18 protein-coding genes are annotated in these 20605 nt (G+C 71.0%); 11 read left to right on the top strand and 7 right to left on the bottom strand.

Going from position 1 to position 20605, the window contains the following annotated elements; all coding sequences use genetic code 11:
- Positions 1 to 62 precede the first annotated feature (62 nt).
- Positions 63 to 986, bottom strand: a complete 924-nt coding sequence (locus Q9S71_RS05700) for an alpha-ketoacid dehydrogenase subunit beta (protein ID WP_422880347.1) — start codon at positions 984 to 986, stop codon at positions 63 to 65.
- A 56-nt stretch (positions 987 to 1042) separates the two neighbouring features.
- Positions 1043 to 2182 (bottom strand): thiamine pyrophosphate-dependent dehydrogenase E1 component subunit alpha, encoded by a 1140-nt coding sequence (locus Q9S71_RS05695; RefSeq protein ID WP_311286404.1) that lies wholly within the window; start codon positions 2180 to 2182, stop codon positions 1043 to 1045.
- A 145-nt stretch (positions 2183 to 2327) separates the two neighbouring features.
- On the opposite strand from Q9S71_RS05695, the gene Q9S71_RS05690 reads away from it, so the two are divergent.
- Together Q9S71_RS05690 and Q9S71_RS05685 are read left to right on the top strand one after the other, a co-directional pair.
- A complete protein-coding gene (locus Q9S71_RS05690) occupies positions 2328 to 3005 on the top strand; it encodes a response regulator transcription factor (protein ID WP_311286405.1) in 678 nt (225 codons plus the stop codon).
- Between the two features lie 4 nt (positions 3006 to 3009).
- Complete coding sequence (locus Q9S71_RS05685) at positions 3010 to 4353, top strand: sensor histidine kinase (RefSeq protein ID WP_311861093.1); 1344 nt, start codon at positions 3010 to 3012, stop codon at positions 4351 to 4353.
- Between the two features lie 43 nt (positions 4354 to 4396).
- On the opposite strand, the gene Q9S71_RS05680 is transcribed toward Q9S71_RS05685, so the two are convergent.
- On the bottom strand, positions 4397 to 4909 hold the full coding sequence (locus tag Q9S71_RS05680) for an ASCH domain-containing protein (protein ID WP_311861091.1): 513 nt from the start codon (positions 4907 to 4909) through the stop codon (positions 4397 to 4399).
- An 85-nt stretch (positions 4910 to 4994) separates the two neighbouring features.
- Here Q9S71_RS05680 and Q9S71_RS05675 point away from each other — a divergent pair, with 85 nt between their 5' ends.
- Positions 4995 to 5768, top strand: a complete 774-nt coding sequence (locus Q9S71_RS05675) for a hypothetical protein (protein WP_311861090.1) — start codon at positions 4995 to 4997, stop codon at positions 5766 to 5768.
- A gap of 157 nt (positions 5769 to 5925) precedes the next feature.
- Here the strand turns inward: Q9S71_RS05675 and Q9S71_RS05670 are convergent, their stop codons facing one another.
- Both Q9S71_RS05670 and Q9S71_RS05665 read right to left on the bottom strand, forming a co-directional pair.
- Positions 5926 to 7113 carry a glycoside hydrolase family 1 protein gene (locus tag Q9S71_RS05670; RefSeq protein ID WP_311861088.1) on the bottom strand — a complete coding sequence of 396 codons (1188 nt, stop codon included), beginning with the start codon at positions 7111 to 7113 and terminating at the stop codon, positions 5926 to 5928.
- A complete protein-coding gene (locus Q9S71_RS05665; RefSeq protein ID WP_311861086.1) occupies positions 7110 to 8723 on the bottom strand; it encodes an alpha-amylase family glycosyl hydrolase in 1614 nt (537 codons plus the stop codon). Before Q9S71_RS05665 ends, Q9S71_RS05670 begins: the two co-directional genes overlap by 4 nt.
- A 137-nt stretch (positions 8724 to 8860) precedes the next feature.
- Between Q9S71_RS05665 and Q9S71_RS05660 the strand changes: the two genes are divergently transcribed.
- Positions 8861 to 9292 carry a GIY-YIG nuclease family protein gene (locus Q9S71_RS05660; RefSeq protein WP_311861084.1) on the top strand — a complete coding sequence of 144 codons (432 nt, stop codon included), beginning with the start codon at positions 8861 to 8863 and terminating at the stop codon, positions 9290 to 9292.
- Positions 9293 to 9678: 386 nt separating this feature from the next.
- Here the strand turns inward: Q9S71_RS05660 and Q9S71_RS05655 are convergent, their stop codons facing one another.
- The gene (locus Q9S71_RS05655; protein WP_311861082.1) at positions 9679 to 10257 is read right to left on the bottom strand and encodes an NAD(P)H-dependent oxidoreductase; all 579 of its coding nucleotides are present in this window, start codon (positions 10255 to 10257) and stop codon (positions 9679 to 9681) included.
- 114 nt (positions 10258 to 10371) lie between these two features.
- Here Q9S71_RS05655 and Q9S71_RS05650 point away from each other — a divergent pair, with 114 nt between their 5' ends.
- From Q9S71_RS05650 to Q9S71_RS05625, 6 genes are read left to right on the top strand one after another with little or no spacing between them, the layout of a single operon-like run.
- The gene (locus Q9S71_RS05650) at positions 10372 to 11421 is read left to right on the top strand and encodes a LacI family DNA-binding transcriptional regulator (protein ID WP_311861080.1); all 1050 of its coding nucleotides are present in this window, start codon (positions 10372 to 10374) and stop codon (positions 11419 to 11421) included.
- A 46-nt stretch (positions 11422 to 11467) separates the two neighbouring features.
- Entirely contained in the window at positions 11468 to 13171 is a 1704-nt protein-coding gene (locus Q9S71_RS05645) for an ABC transporter substrate-binding protein (RefSeq protein ID WP_311861077.1), read from the top strand.
- Positions 13172 to 13174: 3 nt separating this feature from the next.
- A complete protein-coding gene (locus Q9S71_RS05640; protein WP_311861075.1) occupies positions 13175 to 14158 on the top strand; it encodes an ABC transporter permease in 984 nt (327 codons plus the stop codon).
- A gap of 17 nt (positions 14159 to 14175) precedes the next feature.
- Positions 14176 to 15180 carry an ABC transporter permease gene (locus tag Q9S71_RS05635; RefSeq protein WP_311861073.1) on the top strand — a complete coding sequence of 335 codons (1005 nt, stop codon included), beginning with the start codon at positions 14176 to 14178 and terminating at the stop codon, positions 15178 to 15180.
- A complete protein-coding gene (locus Q9S71_RS05630) occupies positions 15180 to 16871 on the top strand; it encodes an ABC transporter ATP-binding protein (RefSeq protein WP_311861071.1) in 1692 nt (563 codons plus the stop codon). Before Q9S71_RS05635 ends, Q9S71_RS05630 begins: the two co-directional genes overlap by 1 nt.
- On the top strand, positions 16868 to 18136 hold the full coding sequence (locus Q9S71_RS05625) for a glucoamylase family protein (protein WP_311861069.1): 1269 nt from the start codon (positions 16868 to 16870) through the stop codon (positions 18134 to 18136). Before Q9S71_RS05630 ends, Q9S71_RS05625 begins: the two co-directional genes overlap by 4 nt.
- A 92-nt stretch (positions 18137 to 18228) precedes the next feature.
- Here Q9S71_RS05625 and Q9S71_RS05620 read toward each other — a convergent pair whose 3' ends face one another.
- Positions 18229 to 18999 carry a hypothetical protein gene (locus tag Q9S71_RS05620; RefSeq protein WP_311861067.1) on the bottom strand — a complete coding sequence of 257 codons (771 nt, stop codon included), beginning with the start codon at positions 18997 to 18999 and terminating at the stop codon, positions 18229 to 18231.
- Positions 19000 to 19089: 90 nt separating this feature from the next.
- Between Q9S71_RS05620 and Q9S71_RS05615 the strand changes: the two genes are divergently transcribed.
- Positions 19090 to 20538: a sugar porter family MFS transporter gene (locus tag Q9S71_RS05615; protein WP_217528715.1), complete on the top strand. Its 1449-nt coding sequence runs from the start codon at positions 19090 to 19092 to the stop codon at positions 20536 to 20538.
- Positions 20539 to 20605: the final 67 nt, after the last annotated feature.

Here is a 20605-nt window from a genome sequence, read left to right as displayed (position 1 = left end):
ATGCACACGTGCAGTCTCGCGGATGTGTGGGGGTCGCGGGTAGGGAGGCATCGTCGGAGGGGTCAGTAGGCGAGGGCGCGGTCGACGGCCTCGAGGATGCGGTCCGCGTCGGGGAGGTACTGCCCCTCCAGCTTGGCGGGCGGGAACGGCACGTCGAAGCCCGACACCCGCAGGACGGGGGCCTCGAGCGCGAAGAACGCCTTCTCCATGACGGTCGCGGCGACCTCGGAGCCGACCGACACGTTGCCGGGCGCCTCCTGCGCGTAGACCATCCGGCCGGTGCGGCGGACGGACTCGATGATCGGCTCGTAGTCGATCGGGGCGAGCGAGCGGATGTCGATGACCTCGCACGAGGTGCCCTCGCCCTCGGCGAGCGCGGCCGCCTGCAGGAGCGTCGTCACCATCGCACCGTGACCGACGAGCGTGACGTCGGTGCCGCGGCGGACGACGCGGGAGGCGTGCAGCGGGAGCGCCCGCTCCGCGACATCCACCTCGCCCTTCATCCAGTACTTCGCCTTCGGCTCGAGGAAGATGACCGGGTCGGGCGAGGCGATCGCGTCCTGGATCATCCAGTACGCGTCGTTCGGCGTCGACGGCGACACGACCCGCAGACCCGGGGTGTGCGCGAAGTACGCCTCGGGGCTCTCCTGGTGGTGCTCGACGGCGCCGATGTGCCCGCCGTAGGGAATGCGGATGACGAGGGGGAAGTGCGCGTGCCCCTCGTGACGGTTCGCGAGCTTCGCGAGCTGCGACGTGATCTGGTCGAACGCGGGGAAGACGAACCCGTCGAACTGGATCTCGATGACGGGACGGAACCCCGCCATCGCCAGGCCGATCGCCGTGCCGACGATCCCCGACTCGGCCAGCGGCGTGTCGAGCACGCGCTGCGGTCCGAACTCGGCGTGCAGACCTTCGGTGACGCGGAAGACGCCGCCGAGGGGGCCGATGTCCTCGCCCATGAGCAGGACGTGGTCGTCCGCGGTCATCGCCGCGCGGAGGCCGGCGTTGAGCGCCTTCGCGAACGGCAGGGTCTGGATGTCGCTCACGCGTTCCCCTCCTCGAAGGATGCCTCGTACTCGGCGAGCCAGCGCTGCTGCTCCTGCACGAGCGGGTGGGCGTCGCCGTAGACGTGGTCGAACATGACGCCGGTGGGGATGTCGCCCAGGGCGTTGGTGCGCACGCGCACGTCGTCGGCGTAGGCGGCGGCTGCGGCATCCACCTCGTCGAAGAAGGATGCCGAGGCGCCCCGGTTCTGCAGGAAGGCCCGCATGCGCGCGATCGGGTCGCGGCGCAGCCACGACTGCTCCTCGTCGCTCGTGCGGTACTTGGTCGGGTCGTCGCTCGTCGTGTGTGCGCCCATACGGTAGGTCAGCGCCTCGATCGCGCGGGGGCCGCCGCCGGCGCGCGCCTCGTCGAGGGCGACCTTGCTGACCGCGTAGCTCGCGAGGACGTCGTTGCCGTCGACGCGGACGGCGGGGATGCCGTAGCCGTCGCCGCGGCGGGCGAGCGGGACGCGCGACTGCGTCGAGACGGGGACCGAGATCGCCCAGTGGTTGTTCTGCAGGAAGAAGACCTGCGGCGTCCGGTAGCTCGCGGCGAACACCATCGCCTCGTGGACGTCGCCCTGGCTCGAGGCGCCGTCGCCGTAGTAGACGATGACCGCCTCGTCCTTCTCGGGGTCGCCGGTGCCGGTGCGGCCGTCGAAGACGAGGCCCATGCCGAGTCCCGTCGCGTGCAGGGTCTGCGCGCCGAGGACGAGCGTGTAGATGTGCGTGTTCTGGTGCTCGGCCGGGTTCCAGCCGCCGTGGGTGAGCCCGCGCATCAACCGGATGATGTCGATCGGGTCGACGCCGCGGGTCGTGACGACGACGTGCTCCCGGTAGGACGGGAAGACATGGTCGTGCGCGCGGGTCGCCCTCGCCGAGCCGACCTGCGCCGCCTCCTGCCCGAGGGACGGCGGCCACAACGCGAGCTGGCCCTGACGCTGCAGGTTGGTCGCCTGCCGGTCGAAGGCGCGCACCACGACCATGTCGCGGTAGAACGTCTCGAGCTCGGTGTCGGTGAGGGCGTCGATCAGCGGCAGGTAGCGCTCAGCCGCGTCGGAGGGGTCGTACGAACCGTCGGCGGCGAGGACGCGGACGACGTCGGATGCTTCGGCCGGAGCCTCGAACGAGGGGGTCACCCTCCCACGCTAGACCCCGACGCATGAGCGGTTCTGCATGAGGTCGACAACGGATGCCGCGATTCGCCGTTCCCTCGGGACAAGCCGGCCTCGCCCCGGCATCCGCTTCAGCCGTGCTTCAGCGTGCGCACGCCACACTGGGCGCATGCGTGTTCTGGTGGTCGACGACGAGGTGCGCCTGGCGGACGGCGTGCGGCGCGGGCTCGAAGCCGAGGGGTTCGCCGTCGACGTCGCGCACAACGGCGTCGACGGGCTGTGGCGCGCCCGCGAGACGCGGTACGACGCGATCGTGCTCGACCTGATGATGCCGGGGATGAGCGGCTGGAAGGTCTGCGAGGCCCTCCGCGCCGAGGAGAACTGGACGCCCGTCCTCATGCTGACCGCCAAGGACGGGGAGTGGGACCAGGTCGACGCGCTCGACGCAGGCGCCGACGACTACGTCACGAAACCCTTCTCGTACCCCGTGCTGGTCGCGCGGCTGCGGGCGCTCATCCGCCGCGGCGGAGTCGAACGTCCCGTTGCGCTCGAGGCCGGCGACCTGCACGTCGACCCCGCCGCGCGCCGCGTCCGCCGGGGCGACACGGCCGTCGAGCTGACCTCGCGCGAGTTCGCCGTGCTGCTGCACCTCATCCGCCACAAGGGCCAGGTCGTCTCCAAGCGCGACCTCATCGCCGGAGTCTGGGACGACGACTTCGACGGCGACCCGAACATCGTCGAGGTCTACGTCGGGCATCTGCGCCGCAAGCTCGACCGCCCCTTCGACCGGAACGCGATCGAGACCGTCCGCGGCGCCGGCTACCGCTTGGCGGCCGACGGTGGCTGAGCGGATGCCGCGGGTCAGGTCGCTCCGCACGCGCATCACCGCCGCGGCGACCCTCATCGTCGCGGTCGTCATGGTCCTCGCCTCGCTGAGCTTCAGTGCCGTGCTCGGCGCGGAGATCCGCGGCGCGACGACCCGGACCGCCGAGACACGGGCGGGGGAGATCGCCGTGCGCGTCGACGAGTTCGGGGTCGACGCCGTCGACGACCTCGACGACGACATCGTGCAGGTCGTCGACGGCGCGGGTGCCGTCGTCGCCGCCTCGGACGATGCCCGCGCGGGAGCGCTGCCCGCCGACCGCGACGGCGAGACCGTCGTGTACGACGGCGAACGCGTCCTCGTCGTCGTGGCGGACGTCGACGACGACGGCGGCCGCGAAAGCGACGACGATGACGATGAGCCGTCCGCCGACGCGCGGGTCGTGCTGGCGGTGCCCGTCGAGGACGACGACGCGACCCTCGCCACCGCCGGATGGCTGCTCGCGGCATCCACCCTGCTCGTCGCCCTCGTGGTCGCGGCCGTCACCTGGTGGGTCGTCGGTCGCGCCCTGCGGCCCGTCGAGCGCATCCGCCGCGAAGTCGACGAGATCACCGGCGACCGCCTCGACCGGCGGGTCGTCGAGCCGTCGTCGGGTGATGAGATCGCGGCCCTCGCCGGCACGATGAACCGCATGCTCGACCGGCTCGACGCGTCCGCCACCGCCCAGCGCAGGTTCGTGTCGGATGCCTCGCACGAGCTGCGCTCGCCGCTCGCGACCATGCGCCAGCACGCGGAACTCGCCCAGGCGCACCCCGAGGCGACGAGCCTCGACGACCTCGCCGAGGTCGTGACCGAGGAGGGCGCGCGGATGCAGGACCTGGTCGAGGGCCTGCTGGTGCTCGCCCGGCTCGACGAGCAGGCCCCCTCGCAGCGGGGTGTCGTGGACCTCGACGACCTCGCCCTCGCCGAGGTATCGCGCCTGCGCGCAGCCGGATTGAGCGTCGACGGCTCCGCGATCACGGCGGTGCAGGTCACGGGCGACGAACGTCTGCTCGGGCGGATCACCCGGAACCTGGCCGACAACGCGGCCCGGCACGCGGCATCCCGGATCGCGGTGGGAGTCGCCCGCGACGGCGCCGACGCGGTGCTGACGGTCGACGACGACGGCAGCGGCATCCCCGCCTCGGAGCGCGAGCGCGTCTTCGAGCGCTTCGTGCGTCTCGACGAAGGTCGGGCGAGGGATGCCGGGGGCAGCGGCCTCGGCCTCGCGATCGTCGCCGGCGTGGTGCGGGCCTCGCGAGGCACGGTGACGGTGGGCGAATCGCCGCTGGGCGGCGCGCGCTTCACGGTCCGGTTGCCCGCCGCGGACTGAGGGCGGCAGTGGCGCTCAGGGAGGAGCGCCTAGGCAGGAGCGCTCAGTCGGCGTGCTCGGGCGGCCAGACCACCGCGAACCGCTCGAAGACGATCTCGTCGTCCTCGGACCAGTCCGCGCCGCGGGCGGCGGCGACCCGCGTGAAGTAGCGGCGGTGCTCGCGCTGCCAGCTCTCGAGGGAGCGGTCGTCCTCGCCCTCGTCGAACGCGAAGGCCGCGTCGGCGCTCGCGAACGGGCCGACGCGCAGTTCGGTGCTGCGGATGATGATGCGCGGCGCGCCGGTGCCGTCGCACGCGATCCAGTGCGAACCGATCCGCGGCAGCTGGTCGCCGTGCTCGAAGAACTCCGCGACCAGTTCGGAGGTCGCCCGCTTCGGGCCGTTCAGCACGGCGTCGAGGAGCTGGTCCGCGAGCCGCGGGCTGTCGCCGAAGTGCTCGACCGTGTAGTCCGGTCCTGCCGCCGCGGCAGCGGGATGGGCGGCGCGGTAGTCGGCCCACATCCGGTCGGCGGCGTCACGATCGAGGGGAAAGGCGGCGCAGGAGAGGCTCTCGGACATCCCTCGATCCTGGCATGCCGGCATCCTGAAGACCGCTTCAGGTCGCTTCAGGTGGGCTTCAGTGCCCGATCGGCACTCTGGGTGCATGAGCGAGAACACCACCACCCCCGACCCGTCCACCCCCACCCAGCCGTACACGCCCGCCGCCGAGCCGGCGGCGGAGAAGCCGGTGAAGCGGCGCGGCCGCACCGCGCTGATCGCCGGTGGCGCAGCGCTCGGCGCACTCGTGCTCGTCGGCGGCGGCGTCGCGATCGGCTCCGCACTCGACGACGACGACGACCGCCTGGACGGCGTCGCCGTCAGCCAGCAGGGCGCGGCCGACGGCACGCAGGACACCGCCGCCGGAACGCAGGGCGAGGCCGACGGCACGCGCGTCGACGACACCGACGATGATGCGTCCGACGTCGACGACGACACCGCGGCGACGACCGCGTCCGGCGAGTTCGGTGCGTCCGACGCCGCAGCGCTCGACGGCATCGCGAAGGCTGCGCAGGGCGTCGCCGACGGCGAGCCGACCGCGATCGACGCGAACCGCGACGGCAGCTGGGACGTCACCCTCACGGGCGCGGACGGGTCCGAGACCGAGGTCCTCGTCGGCGCGGACGGCCAGGCGGTCGTGCGCGAGACGGAAGGACCCGACGCCGACGACCGCGCGCCGCAGAACGTGCTCGACACCGCCACGCTGCAGGCCATGGTCGACGCGGCCCTCGCGGAGCAGCCCGGGCGCATCATCGACATCGACGCCGACGACGACAACCGTTCCCCGTTCGACGTGTCGATCCTCACGGGCGACCGTCAGATCGTCGAGGTCGCCCTCGACGCGTCCGGCACGGTGCTGAAGACCGAACTCGACGACTGAGCGGATGCCGCCCCGCGGCACCCGTGACAGGGCGCAGACCTTCCGGGGTCCGCGCCCTGTAGTGCGTTCGCGAGGACATCTCGGTTCGAGAGGAGGCATCCGCTCGATCCGATCCTCGGGAACCTCCATCTCCTCGCGAAGCGACGACGCGCGAGCCTCAGACCGCCGGGATCACCCCGCGGCGGGCCAGGTCGCCGAGCCACGCGAGGCTCGGCTTGGGCGTGCGGGCGAAGGTCTCGTGGTCGACGTGGATCAGCCCGAACGTCGGGCGGTACGAGCCCCACTCGTAGTTGTCGAGCAGCGACCAGTGCAGGTACCCCCGCACGTCGAGGCCGTCGCGCAGCGCGACCGACACACCCTCGAGCGCGCCGGTCGTGTAGTCGATGCGCCGGCTGTCGTCGGCCGTCGCCATGCCGTTCTCGGTGACGATCATGGGGATGCCGCCGGTCACCTCGTGGGTGTGGCGCAGCGCGTGGCCGAGGGCCTCGGGGTAGTACTCCCAGCCGGTGAGGGTGCGCTCGACGTCGTCGGGGAAGGGCACCGGACCGTCGGGGCCGATGATCGTCCGCAAGTAGGACTGCACGCCGATGAAGTCGTCGTCGCGAGCCTGCTCGAGGTAGTAGTCCTCGCGCCAGTAGCCCCACTCGTCGCGCTCCTTCTCGTACCCCGGCACCGCCTGGTACACCTGGTTCGCGACCGACCAGCCGCTCTTCACGTGGCCGAGCCCCGACAGCACCTCGCGCGAGGCGTGGTGCGCCTGCGCGATGACCTGCGCGACGTGCGGCGACGGCCCGGGGAAGTTGACGCCCTGCTCGGTGTCGATCTTCGCCTCGGTCTGGTTGACCATCATGTTGGGCTCGTTGATCGTGACGACGTACTCGACGTCGTCGAGGATGCGGGTCGCCGTCTCGGTGTACCGGCGGAACCGGTCGACGACGTCGTCGGCGTACCAGCCGCCGTCGCGGCCCTGCCAGCGCGGCACGGTGAAGTGGTGCAGCGTCACGAACGGGGTGATGCCGGCATCCCGGCACGTGTCGATCATGCGCCGGTAGTGGTCGAGCTGCGCCCGGGAGACGATCCCCTTCTCGGGTTCGATCCGCGCCCACTCGATCGAGAAGCGGTAGGTGTCGAGGCCCGCCTCGGCGAGCAGACGGATGTCCTCGGGGTAGCGGTGGTACGAGTCGCACGCGTCGCCGGAGGGTTCCTCGACGGTCGTGTCGGGCGCGTGCTCGAACTCCCAATGCGCCGTGTTCACGTTGCCGCCCTCGATCTGGTGCGCGGCCGTGGCGGCGCCCCAGAGGAAGCCCTCGGGCGCGGGTCTCGTCGGTCCGGTGTGCGTCGTCATGCGCGGGTCCTTTCATCGGATGCCGCGGGTGCCGCGGCGGGGGTCTGGTCGAGCTCGACGACGGCGCAGCCGAACGCGTCGAGGTGGAGGGTGTCGCCGGACAGGCGCGCGGCGTATCCGTGGATGAGGCGGCCACCGGCATCCGTCACCGTCCGCGGCGTCCGCGACGGGTTGAGCGCCACCAGCAGCGAGCCGCTCCGCACGTAGGTGAAGGGGTACGCGGTCGTCCGCACCTCGACCTCGGCGCGGGCGGACAGCCGCGGGTCGGTGCGGCGCAGCGCGATCGCCGCGCGGACGAAGCTCAGGAGCGAGTCGGGGTCGTCGCGCTGGTCTGCGACGGTCGGCCGCGCCGGGTCGGGGTCCTCGGGCAGGTACCGCGAGGGGTGGATGCCGTCGCCCACCTCGCCCCACTGCATGGGCGTCCGCGACCCGGCGCGCTCGTAGCGCGGTCCGAGCGAGGAGCCTTCGTGCGGCGCGAGCCCGGGGAGGTACCGCATGCCGATCTCGTCGCCGTAGTAGACGGACGGCATCGCCGGCCAGGTGAGGACGAGCAGGAGCGCGGCGCGGGCCTGCTCGGCGTCGCGGGGGCCGCTGACCATGCGTGTGAAGTCGTGGTTCGCCGTCGGGAGCCCGACGACGCCGCCGCGGCCGTCGCGCTCGATCGCGTCGGCGGCCTCCCGCCACGCGGCGACGAAGTCCCCCGCGTCGCCCGTGCCGTCGGCGCCGGCCCACACCTCGGCCTGGTTCCACGCCTCGTGCACGGTGCCGGCGTTGTCGTTGAAGAGGGACTTGAGCGGCCAGCCGTCGCTGTCGCCGCCGAACTGGAGGAAGAAGTCGCCGTGGAAGCCCGCCGGGACCGCCCGCGCCGGGTCCCCCCATTCGGACAGGAGCACCCGGCCCGGGTGGGTGGCGTCGAGCCGGGATCGGATCCCGTTCCAGAGCATCGCCGTCTCGACGTGGCCGGCGTCGTCCTTCACGAGCGAAGCGGCCATGTCGACCCGGAACCCCTGCACCCCGCGGTCGTACCAGCGGCGGATGATGTCGACGAGGGCGTCGCGGTTCTGCCGCGGCCCGTCGGCGTCGACGGGCTGCCGCCAGGGCTCGTCGGCGGCGGGTCGCGCGTACCCGAAGTTCAGCGCGGGCTGGAAGGCGAAGAAGTTCGGCTTGTAGAAGCCGCCGCGCGGGCCGGGAACCGGCTCGAACCCCTCGGCGGCGCGGTCGGAGAAGACGTACCGATGATCGGTGTTGTCGGCGATCGCCGCCTGGAACCAGGGATGCCGGTCGGACGTGTGCCCGGCCACGAGGTCGAGCAGGACGGCGATGCCACGTCGGTCGGCTTCGGCGATCAGCCGGTCGAGGGCGGCATCACCTCCGTAACGCGGGTCGACGTGGTCGAAGTCCGCGACGTCGTACCCGGCGTCGCGCATGGGCGAGACGAAGCAGGGGTTGATCCACACGGCGTCGACGCCCAGCCACGACAGGTGGTCGAGGCGGCCCGCGAGCCCGTCGAGATCGCCGATGCCGTCACCGTCGGCATCCGCGAAGCTCTGCGGATACACCTGGTACAGCACGATCCGGTCAAGGCGATCGGCGAGCGTCGATGACGGCATCCCTCGTCCTCCTTCTGCGTCGTCGCAGGTCATGTAACCGGTTACCACGGGGACTGTACCCGATGTATCCGGTTACATCCAGGCCGGGCGCACGTCGACATCGACAGGGTGTCGGTCGTCGATGCCACCATGCTCACGTGCCCGATGCCCTGCCCTCCCGCTGCCGCGTCTGCGGCGGCACGATCGGCGAGCGCCACGACGACGCCTGGTACTGCACGCGCTGCGGATGGCGGCTGGGCGACGCCCCCGACCCCGACATCCCGCCGCCGCGGATCGACGTCGTCTACTACCTGCGGTACCGCGACCGCGTGAAGATCGGCACGTCGGCGACGCCACGGCGCCGGTTGGCCGCGATCATGCACGACGAGCTGCTGGCCTTCGAACCGGGCGACCGCGCTCTGGAACAGCAGCGGCACCGCGAGTTCGCCGAGCTTCGCGAGGGCGGCGAATGGTTCACGCTCACCGGGGTGCTCGCGGCGCACATCGACACCGTGCGAGAGCGCATAGGCGACCCGTGGGCGGCCTACGACCGCTGGCTCGGCGACGCGTTCCGACGCCGATCCTCGTAGGCGGCCAAAAGTTTTACCACACGACGCTTGTCCCCCGAAAGGGGGACAAGAACGTCGCCCAAGATGAGTAGATTCTCACGTGCTGTAGGACCACCATTTGGGGCGCTGGTTTGCCCGCACTCGGATTGGTCTCTGGGGGACTAAGGCGTTTCCGCATGCGGGCCCCGCTACAGCACCACGACCCGGCTGGGGTCCGGGGGAGACCCCCCTCCAGCCGGGTCCTACCCCTTCCGCTCGGGCGGATGCACGCGTATCGTCGCGGGCAACCCAGCCCCGGGTCGTCCGCGCGGAATCGCGTCTCCCCTGTCATGGCGACGCGTCCGGGAGCCCCGGGCCGTCGAGCCGACCTCCCCCCGCGGTTCGGGCCCGGGGACCCTCCCGCAGCGTCAGGCGCGGACGGCAGCGGCGATGCGCGCGACGACGGCATCGACGTCGGCGGCGGCACCACCGGCATCCGCGTCGTAGAGGAACTCGGTCAGCCCGCGACGCACCCCGCAGTAGTCGAGGATGCCGGTCTCGATCTGGGTCGCGAAGGCGCGGTCGTACCCGCGCCGCTCGTAGAGCGCGGCATCCGAGCCCGCGACGGGCACCAGGTGCACCGTGAGCCTGCCGAGTCCGGGACGGATGCCGCCGCCCTCGCCGACGCCGAAGGCCCACCCGTTCGCGAACACCCGATCGATCCAGCCCTTGAGGAGGGCGGGCATCGACCACCAGAACACCGGGAAGACGAGCACGAGATGGTCGGCGCGGTCGATGCGGGCCATCTCGGCGGCGACGTCCGCGGGGTACTCCCCCGCCACGGCGTACGCGTGCCGATCGGCGAGCGTGAAGCGGGGGTCGAAGCCCTCAGCCGTGAGATCGGCGATCTCGACCTCGCCCGCCGGCAGAGCGGCGGCGAGGTGGTCGGCGACGTGGTGCGTGAAGGACTGCGGATCCGGATGCGCGACGACGAGAAGCGAGCTCATCCCTCCATTCTGCGGGCGCAGGGTCTTGATGTAACCGGTTACCAGCGCTACAGTCGCTCGATGTATCCGGTTACATCGCCGGATCCCGATCTCACGAGGAGGTGACGGAGGGACATGACGACGCACGACGCGCAGACCCCCCGGTCGCGCACCCGCTCGCACGGCGGCAGCTCCCGCCCCACGATCCGCGACATCGCACGGGCCGCGGGCGTCTCGGTCGCGACGGTGTCGCGCGTGACGCACGACGACCCCCGCGTCGCCGGCGAAACGAAGGACCGCGTCCGCGAGGCGATCGACCGCCTGGGATACACCCCCTCGTCCCTCGGCCGCGCCCTCTCGTATCAGCGCACCAACACCCTCGGCATCGTCCTCCCGGGCCTCGGCGGCCCGTACTTCGCCGCCCTCATCGAGGGCGCGGAGTCGGTCGCCGTTGAGCGCGGCGTCGCGATCAACGTCCTCGGCACCCACCTGCGCCCCGACGCCGTGGCCTCCGTCCGCCAGCTCGCCGAGCGCACCGACGGACTCATCATCGCCGGCGGGACGGTGCCGGATGCCGAGATCGCCCGACTCGCCGCGGCCGGCCGCGTCGTGGTGGTCGCCGGCGAGAGCGACGACGCTCCGGCGGTGCTGACCGACGGACGCAGCGCCGCCGCGGAGCTCACCCGCCACCTCATCGAGGTGCACGGCCATCGCCGGCTCTCGTTCGTCGGCGAGCCGGCCGGATCGCCCGACACCACGCTGCGCTACGAAGGCTTCCGGGACGCCCTGCGCGAGGCGCGGCTCGACGAGGCCGGCGAGCCGCTGCGCTACGGACTCGACGTCCGCAGCGGCGCCCTCGCCGCCCGGCAGGTGCACGAGAGCGCACTGCCCGACGCGCTCGTCTGCGCGAACGACGAGCTCGCGATCGGTCTGCTCGCGACGCTGCCCGGCCTCGGCCACCGCATCCCGCAGGACGTCGCGATCACCGGCTTCGACGACCAGTCGCTCGCCGAGATCGCCTCGCCCCGGTTGACCACCGTGCACCAGCCGGTCGCCGAGCTCGGCGCGCGCGCCGCCGCCGGCGCCCTCGGCGAGACCCTCGACCCGCGCACGGTGCTGCCGACCCGGCTCGTGATCCGCGAGTCGTGCGGGTGCGCAGCCGACCCCGAGGCGATCACCGACTGAGACCCGGGCGCGAGGCGCCCCACACCCGAGGAACGAGGAGGTTCCGATGAGAAAGCGCACGAGAGTCGCGGCGAGCGCCGCCCTGGTGTCCGCGCTGCTGGCGACGTCCGCCTGCGCGAATATCGGGCTCGAGCCGGCACCGCCGGCGGCAGAGGGCATGATCGCGGAGATCCGGATGCCGTCCGAGGCGTCCGGCTCGGTGCAGGGCATCCTGAACTACAACTGGCTCTCGCCGAACGCGACCGTGCAGACCTGGCTGTTCGAGCCGCTCATGATCCGCGACCGATTCACGTGCGAGGCGATCCCGTGGCTCGCCACCTCCTACGAGTGGCCGACACCTGATCGCATGGTGCTGACGCTGCGCCAGGGCGTGGAGTGGAGCGACGGCGAGCCGTTCACCGCCGACGACGTCGTCTACACGTTCATGGTCGGCAAGGAGTTCCCCGCCGCCGACCGCGCCGGCATCTGGGGTGAGTACTTCGGCGCGCCGGCCGAGAGCGTGACCGCCCTCGACGACCACACGGTCGAGATCCGGTTCACGGGTGCAGCGGTGCCCAAGACCGACGGCATCCTCTCGACGATGAAGATCCTGCCCGAGCACATCTACGCCGAGCAGGGCGACCCCACCCTCTTCGTCGACACGGTCGGCGTCGCGACCGGCCCCTTCATGCCGAAGGACTACAACGGTCGCCGACTCGTCCTGGAGCGCAACCCGAACTACTGGAACGCCGACGAGGTCAAGATCCAGCAGATCTCGATGGAGGGCCAGTACGACGCCAACTCCGGCGCGCTGAAGCTGCGCGGCGGTGCGCTCGATCTGTACCGCGGCGACATCCCGAACCCGAACCGTTCGGTCGTCGCACCCGACCCCGAGAACGCGCACTTCTTCTACCCGCCGGACGCGACGACGGTGCTCGCGATCAACAACGAGCGGCCCGTGCTGAACGACCCGAAGTTCCGTGAGGGACTGGCGTACGCGATCGACCGCGAGGCGATCACCGAGCGCGCGACGTTCGGGATCATGGAGCCCGCCAGCCAGACGATGCTCCTGCTCCCCTTCCAGGAGCAGGACCTCCCCGAGAAGTGGCAGGGCGACAAGGCCTACATCCCCTACGACCCCGACAAGGCGAACGAACTGCTCGACGCCGCCGGCTACGAGCGCGGCGCCGACGGGTGGCGCGTCGACGAGAACGGCGAGCCGCTCTCGTTCGTGTTCAGCGTGCAGGCCGGCTGGATGGACATCATCGCGATGGCCGACGTGATCGTCCGCAACGCCAAGGACGTCGGCGTGCAGATCAAGATGGTCACCACCGACCCGAACGCGGTCGACGGGATGCAGCGCTCCGGCGACTTCGACATGGTCGTCGACTTCGTCGGCGGCGGATGCCAGCGCTCGAGGGACCTCGGTGCGCGACTGCAGTCGTCGCAGATCTCGAAGGACAAGGAGCTCCTCCTCAACCGCGCCCGCTACTCGGACCCCGAGATGGACGCGCTCGTCGACGAGTGGTCGAACACGACCGATCCCGCCCGCGCGAAGGAGATCGAGGCGGAGGTCATCGACGTCTTCATGACGGAGTTCCCCTACATCGCCCTGCAGTACGCGCCGAACCGGCTCATCTACCGCACCGAGAACGCGGTCGGCTGGCCGAGCGACGAGAACCCCTACCCCGTCGACCAGCTGATCCGGATCGCGCCGGAACTGCGGCCGCCGGGGGATGCCGCGGCATCCACCTCTTCGGAGGAGGACTGACCGATGGTGTACTACGCACGCAAGACGGGCTACTTCCTGCTCACCCTGTGGGCGGCGATCACGCTGAACTTCATCATCCCGCGGCTGCAGCCCGGTGACCCCGCCGAGATCATGGTGACCCAGCTCACCGGCCGCGGCGAGGTGGACCCGGCGCAGGTCGCCGCGATCAAGACGATGCTCGGCTACGGCGACGACAACGTGTTCGTCGCGTACTGGCAGTACCTGCAGCAGTTGGCCGCGGGCGACCTCGGCATCTCGTTCACGTACTTCCCCGCTCCGGTGATCGAGGTGCTGGGCAAGGCGCTCCCGTGGACGCTCGTGCTCGTCGGGCTGACGCAGATCCTGTCGTTCTTCGTCGGCACCCTGCTCGGCGCGATCGCCGCGTGGCGGCGCAACAGCCGGTTCGACGCCACGATCTCGGTCGGCTCGACCTTCGTCGGCAACCTGCAGTCGGTGTGGATCGCGCTCATCATCGTGTTCCTCTTCGCCTACTCGCTGGGCTGGTTCCCCGCGACGGGCGGGTACGGCTACACCGACCCGGGCACCCCCGATCACGTCGCCGACGTGATCGCCCACGGCTTCCTGCCGGCGCTCACCCTCATGGTGACCGCGCCGATCGGCTTCATCCTGTCGATGCGCAACACGATGGTGCAGGTGCTCGGCGAGGACTACATCCGCCTCGCCTCGGCCGCCGGCCTCAAGGAGCGCACCCTCGCCCTCGGCTACGCCGCCCGCAACGCATTGCTGCCGGTCATCACCGGTTTCGCGCTCTCGCTCGGTGTGCTCATGGGCGGGTCGATCCTCATCGAGACCGTCTTCGACTACCCCGGCATGGGCCGACTCATGGGCGAGGCCACGAGCAACCGCGACTTCCCGCTCATGCAGGCGATCCTGCTCGCGACGATCGTCATCGTCCTCACGGCGAACTTCATCGTCGACCTCATCTATCCGCTCATCGACCCGCGCGCCCGCCGGGCGTCGGTCTGAAAGCCGGGTGACCCCTCATGGCTCCTGAAGAGACCCCCCTCCCGCAGCCGGCGTCGATGCCGCAGCCGGCGGGCGGCGCCCTGCCCGATCGCACCGAGCCGGTGCGGACGTTCCGACGCCGCATCACCGAAGCGGATGCCTCGACGAAAGAGGTCGTCGCCGTCGTCCGGCCGCCGCGCTGGTACCAGGTCATCTGGTCGAGCAAGAAGGCGCGCGTCGGCATCGTCATGCTCGCCGTGTTCGCGCTCATCGCGATCCTCGCCGACGTGCTGACCCCGTACAGCCCGACCGACGCGTCCTTCGCGCCGTCGCAGGACCCGAGCTGGGCCCACTGGATGGGGACCAACACGCTCGGCTACGACATCGGCACGCAGCTCGTCCACGGCACGCGCCTCTCGTTCGCGATCGGCGTGCTCGGCGGCCTCGCGACGATCGTCATCGCCATCGTCGTGGGACTGCTCGCGGGGTATCGCGAGGGCAGCGCCCTCGACGACGTGCTCTCGTTCGCGACGAACCTGGCCCTCGTCATCCCGGTCCTGCCGCTCATGATGGTGATCGTCGCGTACAGCGAGACGCGCGGGCTCGCGCTCCTCGTCTTCGTCATCGCGATCACCAGCTGGGCGGGCGCCTCGCGCGAGATGCGCTCGCTCATCATCTCGATGCGCAACCGCGACTACGTGACGGCCGCCCGCTTCGGCGGCGACGGGATGCTGCGCATCGTGTTCCGCGAGATCATGCCGAACATGTCGTCCCTGATCGTCTCGGGGTTCATCGGGGCGGCCACCGCGGCCATCGCCGCCGAAGCCGGCCTGTCGTTCATGGGCTTCGGCGATCCCAACACCGTGAGCTGGGGACAGATGCTCGCGCAGGCCAACGCCAACGGCGCCCTCGTGCAGGGACTGTGGGTCTGGCTCGTGGCCCCCGGTGTCATGCTCGCGCTCCTCATGACGTCGCTGACGTTCGTGAACTTCGGCGTCGACATGCTGAGCAACCCGCACCTGCGCGAAGAGGAGGAGGAGTGATGACCACTGCGGCATCCGTTCTCTCGGTCGAGAACCTGTCGGTGCAGTACCGTCCTAAAGTCGGCGCCGCCGTCGATGCGGTGAAGAACGCGTCCCTGCAGGTCGCGCCGGGCGAGTTCGTCGGCCTCGCCGGCGAGTCCGGCTCGGGCAAGACGACCTTCGCGCAGGCGGTGCTGAAGCTGCTGCGGAGCCCCGGGCGCATCACCGGCGGCACGATCCGCTGGGGCGACCAGGACGTGACCGACCTCTCGGGCGACGACCTGCGCCCGTACCGCTGGTCGTACGTGTCGACGGTGTTCCAGTCGAGCATGAACTCGCTCAACCCGGTCGTCCGGGTGCGGCGCATGTTCGAGGACGTCATGCACGAGCACACCGACTTCAGCGATGAGAGGATCCGCGAGCGCTGCGAGGAGTTGTTCGACCTCGTCAGCGTCGACACGCGCTTCCTCGGCATGTACCCGCACGAGCTCTCGGGCGGGATGCGGCAGCGCGTGAACCTCGCCCTCGCCCTCGCGCTGCAGCCGCAGCTCGTGCTCTTCGACGAGCCCACGACCGGACTCGACGTCGTCGTGCAGAAGTCGATCCTCGACAAGATCCGCGAACTGCAGGAGCGCGAGCGCTTCGGCGCCGTGCTCATCACGCACGACATGGGCACGCTGCTGGACTTCTCGGACCGCGTCGCCGTCATGTACGAGGGCGAGATCGTCGAGGATATCGCGGCGACGGATGCCGTGAGCCCGGGCCCGCGGCATCCGTACTCCATCCACCTGGTCGGTTCGTACGCGGAGCTGCTCGGCGAGGACGTGCCCGGCTACACCGGCGCCGAACTGGAGGAGCCCGACGAGGTGTCGCAGGAGGCGCCCGTCCAAGGGCGGACGGTGCTCGAGATCGAGGACCTCGGCCGCCGGTTCGCGAAGCGCCAGGGGATGAAGACCGAGCACGTCGACGCCGTGAAGGACGTCTCGTTCACGCTGCGCGAGGGCGAGGTGACGGCGCTCGTCGGGCAGTCCGGCTCGGGCAAGTCAACGATCGCGCGCATCCTCACCCGCATCGACGTGCCGTCGTCGGGGTCGGTGCGCTACGCCGCCAAGGCGGATGGGCAGATGCACGACATCGCGTCGCTGCGCGGCAAGGTCGCGCGGGAGTACCGCCGCAACGTGCAGTACGTCTTCCAGGATCCCTACGCCGCGCTCAACCCGACGCTCACCGTCGGGTACTCGCTCGCGCGACCGCTCGTGAACTTCCTGCACGTCGGGCGGCGCGAGGCGATCGAGCGCTCGGCGAGCCTGCTCGAGACGGTCGGGCTCACGCCGGCGGGGCGCTTCATCGGGCGCCTGCCGCACGAGCTCTCGGGCGGTCAGCGACAGCGCGTCGTCATCGCCCGCGCCCTCGCCGCCGAGCCGCGGCTCGTCATCGCGGACGAGCCGATCGCGAGCCTCGACGTGTCGATCCGCGCCGAGATCCTCGAGGTGCTGCAGTCGCTCGTCGCCGACCACGGCGTCGGGATGCTGTACATCACCCACGACCTGCTGTCGGCGAAGAGCCTCGCGAACCACGCGCTCGTCCTGAAGGACGGCGAGCTCATCGAGTCCGGCCCCGCCGAGCAGGTGATCGAGAACCCGCAGGCCGCCTACACGCGGCAGCTGCTCGACGCCATCCCCAACCCCTTCGAAAAGAGGTCCGCCGCATGACGCTCCCCGCCGTGGAGACCCTGCCCGCAGACATCCGCGAACTCACCGAGACGGAAGTGGATGCCTCGATCCGCTGGCTCTGGCGGTTCTCGACACCCTCGGGTCCGGGATGCGGACTCGTGCTCGACCGCGACGACCTGCCGGACGTCGCCACCGTCGCGGCGACCGGGTTCGCGCTCGCGGCGTGGTGCGTGGGTGTCGAGCGCGGCATCCTCGACCGCACCGAGGTGCTCGAGCGCGTGCGCGGCACGATGCGGACCCTCGAGCGGACGGTGCCCGAGAAGAACGGGTTCCTCGCGCACTTCGTGGACGCCGCGACCGGCGCGCGGCAGGGGCGGTCGGAGTACTCGACGATCGACACGACCCTGGCCCTGTGCGGCGCGGTGGTCGCGGCATCCTTCTTCGACGACGCCGACGTGTCGGCCGCGGTGGACCGGATGCTGGCGCGCATCGACTGGAACTGGTTGGCGGCAACGGGGCCGGATGGGCGGACCGTGCTGCGCATGGCCTGGGTCGGCTCGGCCGGCGACGACTACGCCGAGGGCGCGGACGAGTCCGGGTTCGTGAGCGCGTGGAGCATGACCGCGGAGCAGTTGACGATGTACCTGCTCGCCGCCGGGCATCCGGACGTCACCCGGGAGCGCGCGCAGGCGCTGTGGGACGGGTTCGACAAGCCCGTCGGATCGTACGGCGGCCACGAGTGCGTGTACGAGCCGGGCGGAACGCTGTTCACGTACCACTTCCCGCTCGCGTTCTACCCGTTCCAGCGGGTGCGCGACAAGGACGGGCGGGACTGGTGGGCGAACTCGCGCGACGCGTCGCTCGCGTCGCGGGCGTGGTGCGCCGACCAGTCCGGCACGTGGCGGACGTTCGCCGCGGGGCTGTGGGGTCCGGCGGCAGGCCTCGGACCCGGCGGGTACGTCGTCAACGGCGCGCGGCCCGCAGCGCACGAGCCGCGGAACGACGGCACGATCCCACCGGTGTCGCTGTTCGGCGCGCTGCCGCTCGCGCCGGATGCCGTGGCACCCGCGCTCCGCGTGCTGCGCGACGAGCACCCGGGCGCCTGGAACGAGTGGGGCGCGACCGACGGCATCAACCTCGAGGGCGACGAGCCCTGGTACGCCCCGCCTCGCTACGGCCTGAACAAGGGCGCGACGGCGCTGCTGGGCGCCGCGGCGCTCGGGTCGACCCTGGTGTGGGATGCCTTCTCGCGGCATCCGTGGATCGCCCGCGGCGTGGAGAAGCTCGGCTTCACCGACGCCTGAGCCGCGGCTCGGGGCCTCGCGGGAGCTCCCCGCGCCTTCGCCTGTCGCAACACGCCGCGCGGCGCCGCAATTTGTGACAGGCGAGCGCGGGGTCAGCCGCGGTCGAGGTAGACCCCGATGCGATCCCCGTCGAGGACGAACTGGATCGCGCGGCCCTCGGGAAGGTCGACGTCGGGTGCGCCGCGGCCGGTGAGGGGAATGGCCGCGGTCGCGCGGAAGCTGCCGAGCGAACAGCCGCCCCAAGAGTTGCCCTCATACCCCCACGAGTCCGGGTCGAACTCCTCGACGCTCGGGATGAGGGCGGTCTGAATGACCTGGAAGCATCGGTCGGGGACCTCTTCGCCGTCCGCAGCGCCGTACATGTAGCTGTACGACAGGGGGAACATCGTGAGACCGCGGTACTCGTATACGGACGCCCCCTCCTCGTACCCGAGGAACCCGGTCGGGATCTGCGCAGTTGTACTCGGTCTCAGCGTGTCGATCTGGGCAACCCCGTCCGAGGTCGGCACCGGGGCGAAGGCGACGGCGCCGTAGGTGACGCCGGCTCCCACCACGCCCGCCACCGCGACGGACGCGACCCACACGGCCAGCCGGACCCGCGGGCGCTCCCAGAACGTTCGAGCGGCTTCCACCACGGCCGGTGGCCGTGTCGTCGAGGTGACCGCGGCCGCGGCATCCGCTTCATCCGCTGCAGCCTTGGGGGCGATGTCGGCCTCGACGTCGACCTCGTCGCGGACCGGCCGCGTGGCGTCCTCGAGCTCGGCGAGACGCTGCTGCGCCGCGGGATCGAGGTGGATGTCGGCGGCCGGCCCGTAGGCGCGGGCGCGCAACGTGCTCAGTTCCTCGTCGACCGGGCGCCCCATAGGAGCATCGTGGCACACCGCCCGTATCGGTTTTCGTCGCGCGCGCAAGGGCGGGCAGGACCGACGCGCACCGGCGTACCCTCGAACCTCATGAGCACTACCGGGACCATTCCTGCGGACGCCTTCTCGATCAAGAGCCCCTACGGCCGACGAGCGATCGGCCTATCGGTGGCCGCCGCGGTCGGCGGCTTCCTCTTCGGATTCGACTCGTCCGTCATCAATGGCGCGGTCGACTCCATCGAGTCGAACTTCGACCTGAACAGCGTCCTCACCGGCTTCGTCGTCGCCGTTGCCCTGCTGGGCTGCGCCGTCGGCGCGGTGCTCGCGGGCGGCCTCTCCGACCGCTGGGGCCGCCTGAAGACGATGATGCTCGGCGCCGTCATGTTCCTGGTGTCGTCCATCGGATCGGGCCTGACCTTCAGCGTCCCCGACCTGATCGTCTGGCGTGTGATCGGCGGCATCGGCATCGGCATCGCCTCGGTCGTCGCCCCCGCCTACATCGCCGAGATCGCGCCGCGGCAGATCCGCGGCAGCCTCGCGTCGCTGCAGCAGCTCGCGATCACGCTCGGCATCTTCGCTGCGCTCCTCTCCGACGCCGTCCTCGCGAACACCGCCGGCGGCGCGTCGGAGCAGCTGTGGCTCGGCCTCGAGGCGTGGCGCTGGATGTTCCTCGTCGGCATCGTCCCGGCTGCGGTCTACGGCATCCTCGCCTTCACCATGCCCGAGTCTCCCCGCTATCTGCTCGCGAAGGGGCGCAACGACGAGGCCCGCGAGATCTTCGCGCGACTCGTGCCCGAAGCCGACCTCGACAAGTCCGTCAACGAGATCCGCAACGCCATCGACGAGGACCGCAAGACCAAGGGCGCCTCGCTGCGCGGCCCGGTCCTCGGCCTGCAGGGCATCGTCTGGGTCGGCATCATCCTGTCGACGTTCCAGCAGTTCGTCGGCATCAACGTGATCTTCTACTACTCGACCACCCTCTGGAAGGCGGTCGGTTTCGACGAGAGCAACTCGCTGCTCATCAGCGTGATCACCTCGGTCACCAACGTCGTCGTGACCCTCATCGCGATCTGGCTCGTCGACCGTGTCGGCCGCAAGCCGATCCTGCTGACCGGTTCGGTGCTCATGACCCTGTCGCTCGCGACCATGGCGCTCGCGTTCGCCTTCGCGGTCACCGTCGACGGCGAGGTCTCGCTGCCCGGCGCGTGGGGGCCTGTCGCGCTCATCGCGGCGAACCTGTTCGTCGTCGGATTCGGCGCCTCGTGGGGCCCGCTCGTGTGGGTGCTGCTCGGCGAGATCTTCCCCAGCCGCATCCGCGGCAAGGCCCTCGGCGTCGCCGCCGGCGCGCAGTGGATCGCGAACTTCCTCATCACGGTGTCGTTCCCCGCGATGTCGAGCTGGTCGCTGCCCCTCACCTACGGCATGTACGCGCTGTTCGCGGCGCTGTCGTTCGTCTACGTCGCCTGGCGCGTGCCCGAGACGAAGGGCATGGAGCTCGAGCAGACCGAGACGCTGTTCGTCCGCAAGGCGAAGGGCTGACCCGCGCGCTCCCCTGTCACAACGTGCGGCGCCCCGCGGCGTGTTGTGACAGGGGAGCGCGGGCGGG

Source organism: Microbacterium gawkjiense (genome assembly GCF_031932225.1).
Taxonomy (GTDB): domain Bacteria; phylum Actinomycetota; class Actinomycetes; order Actinomycetales; family Microbacteriaceae; genus Microbacterium; species Microbacterium gawkjiense.
Note: the sequence above shows the minus strand (reverse complement) of the source record. Positions and strands in the feature narration are given on the sequence as shown.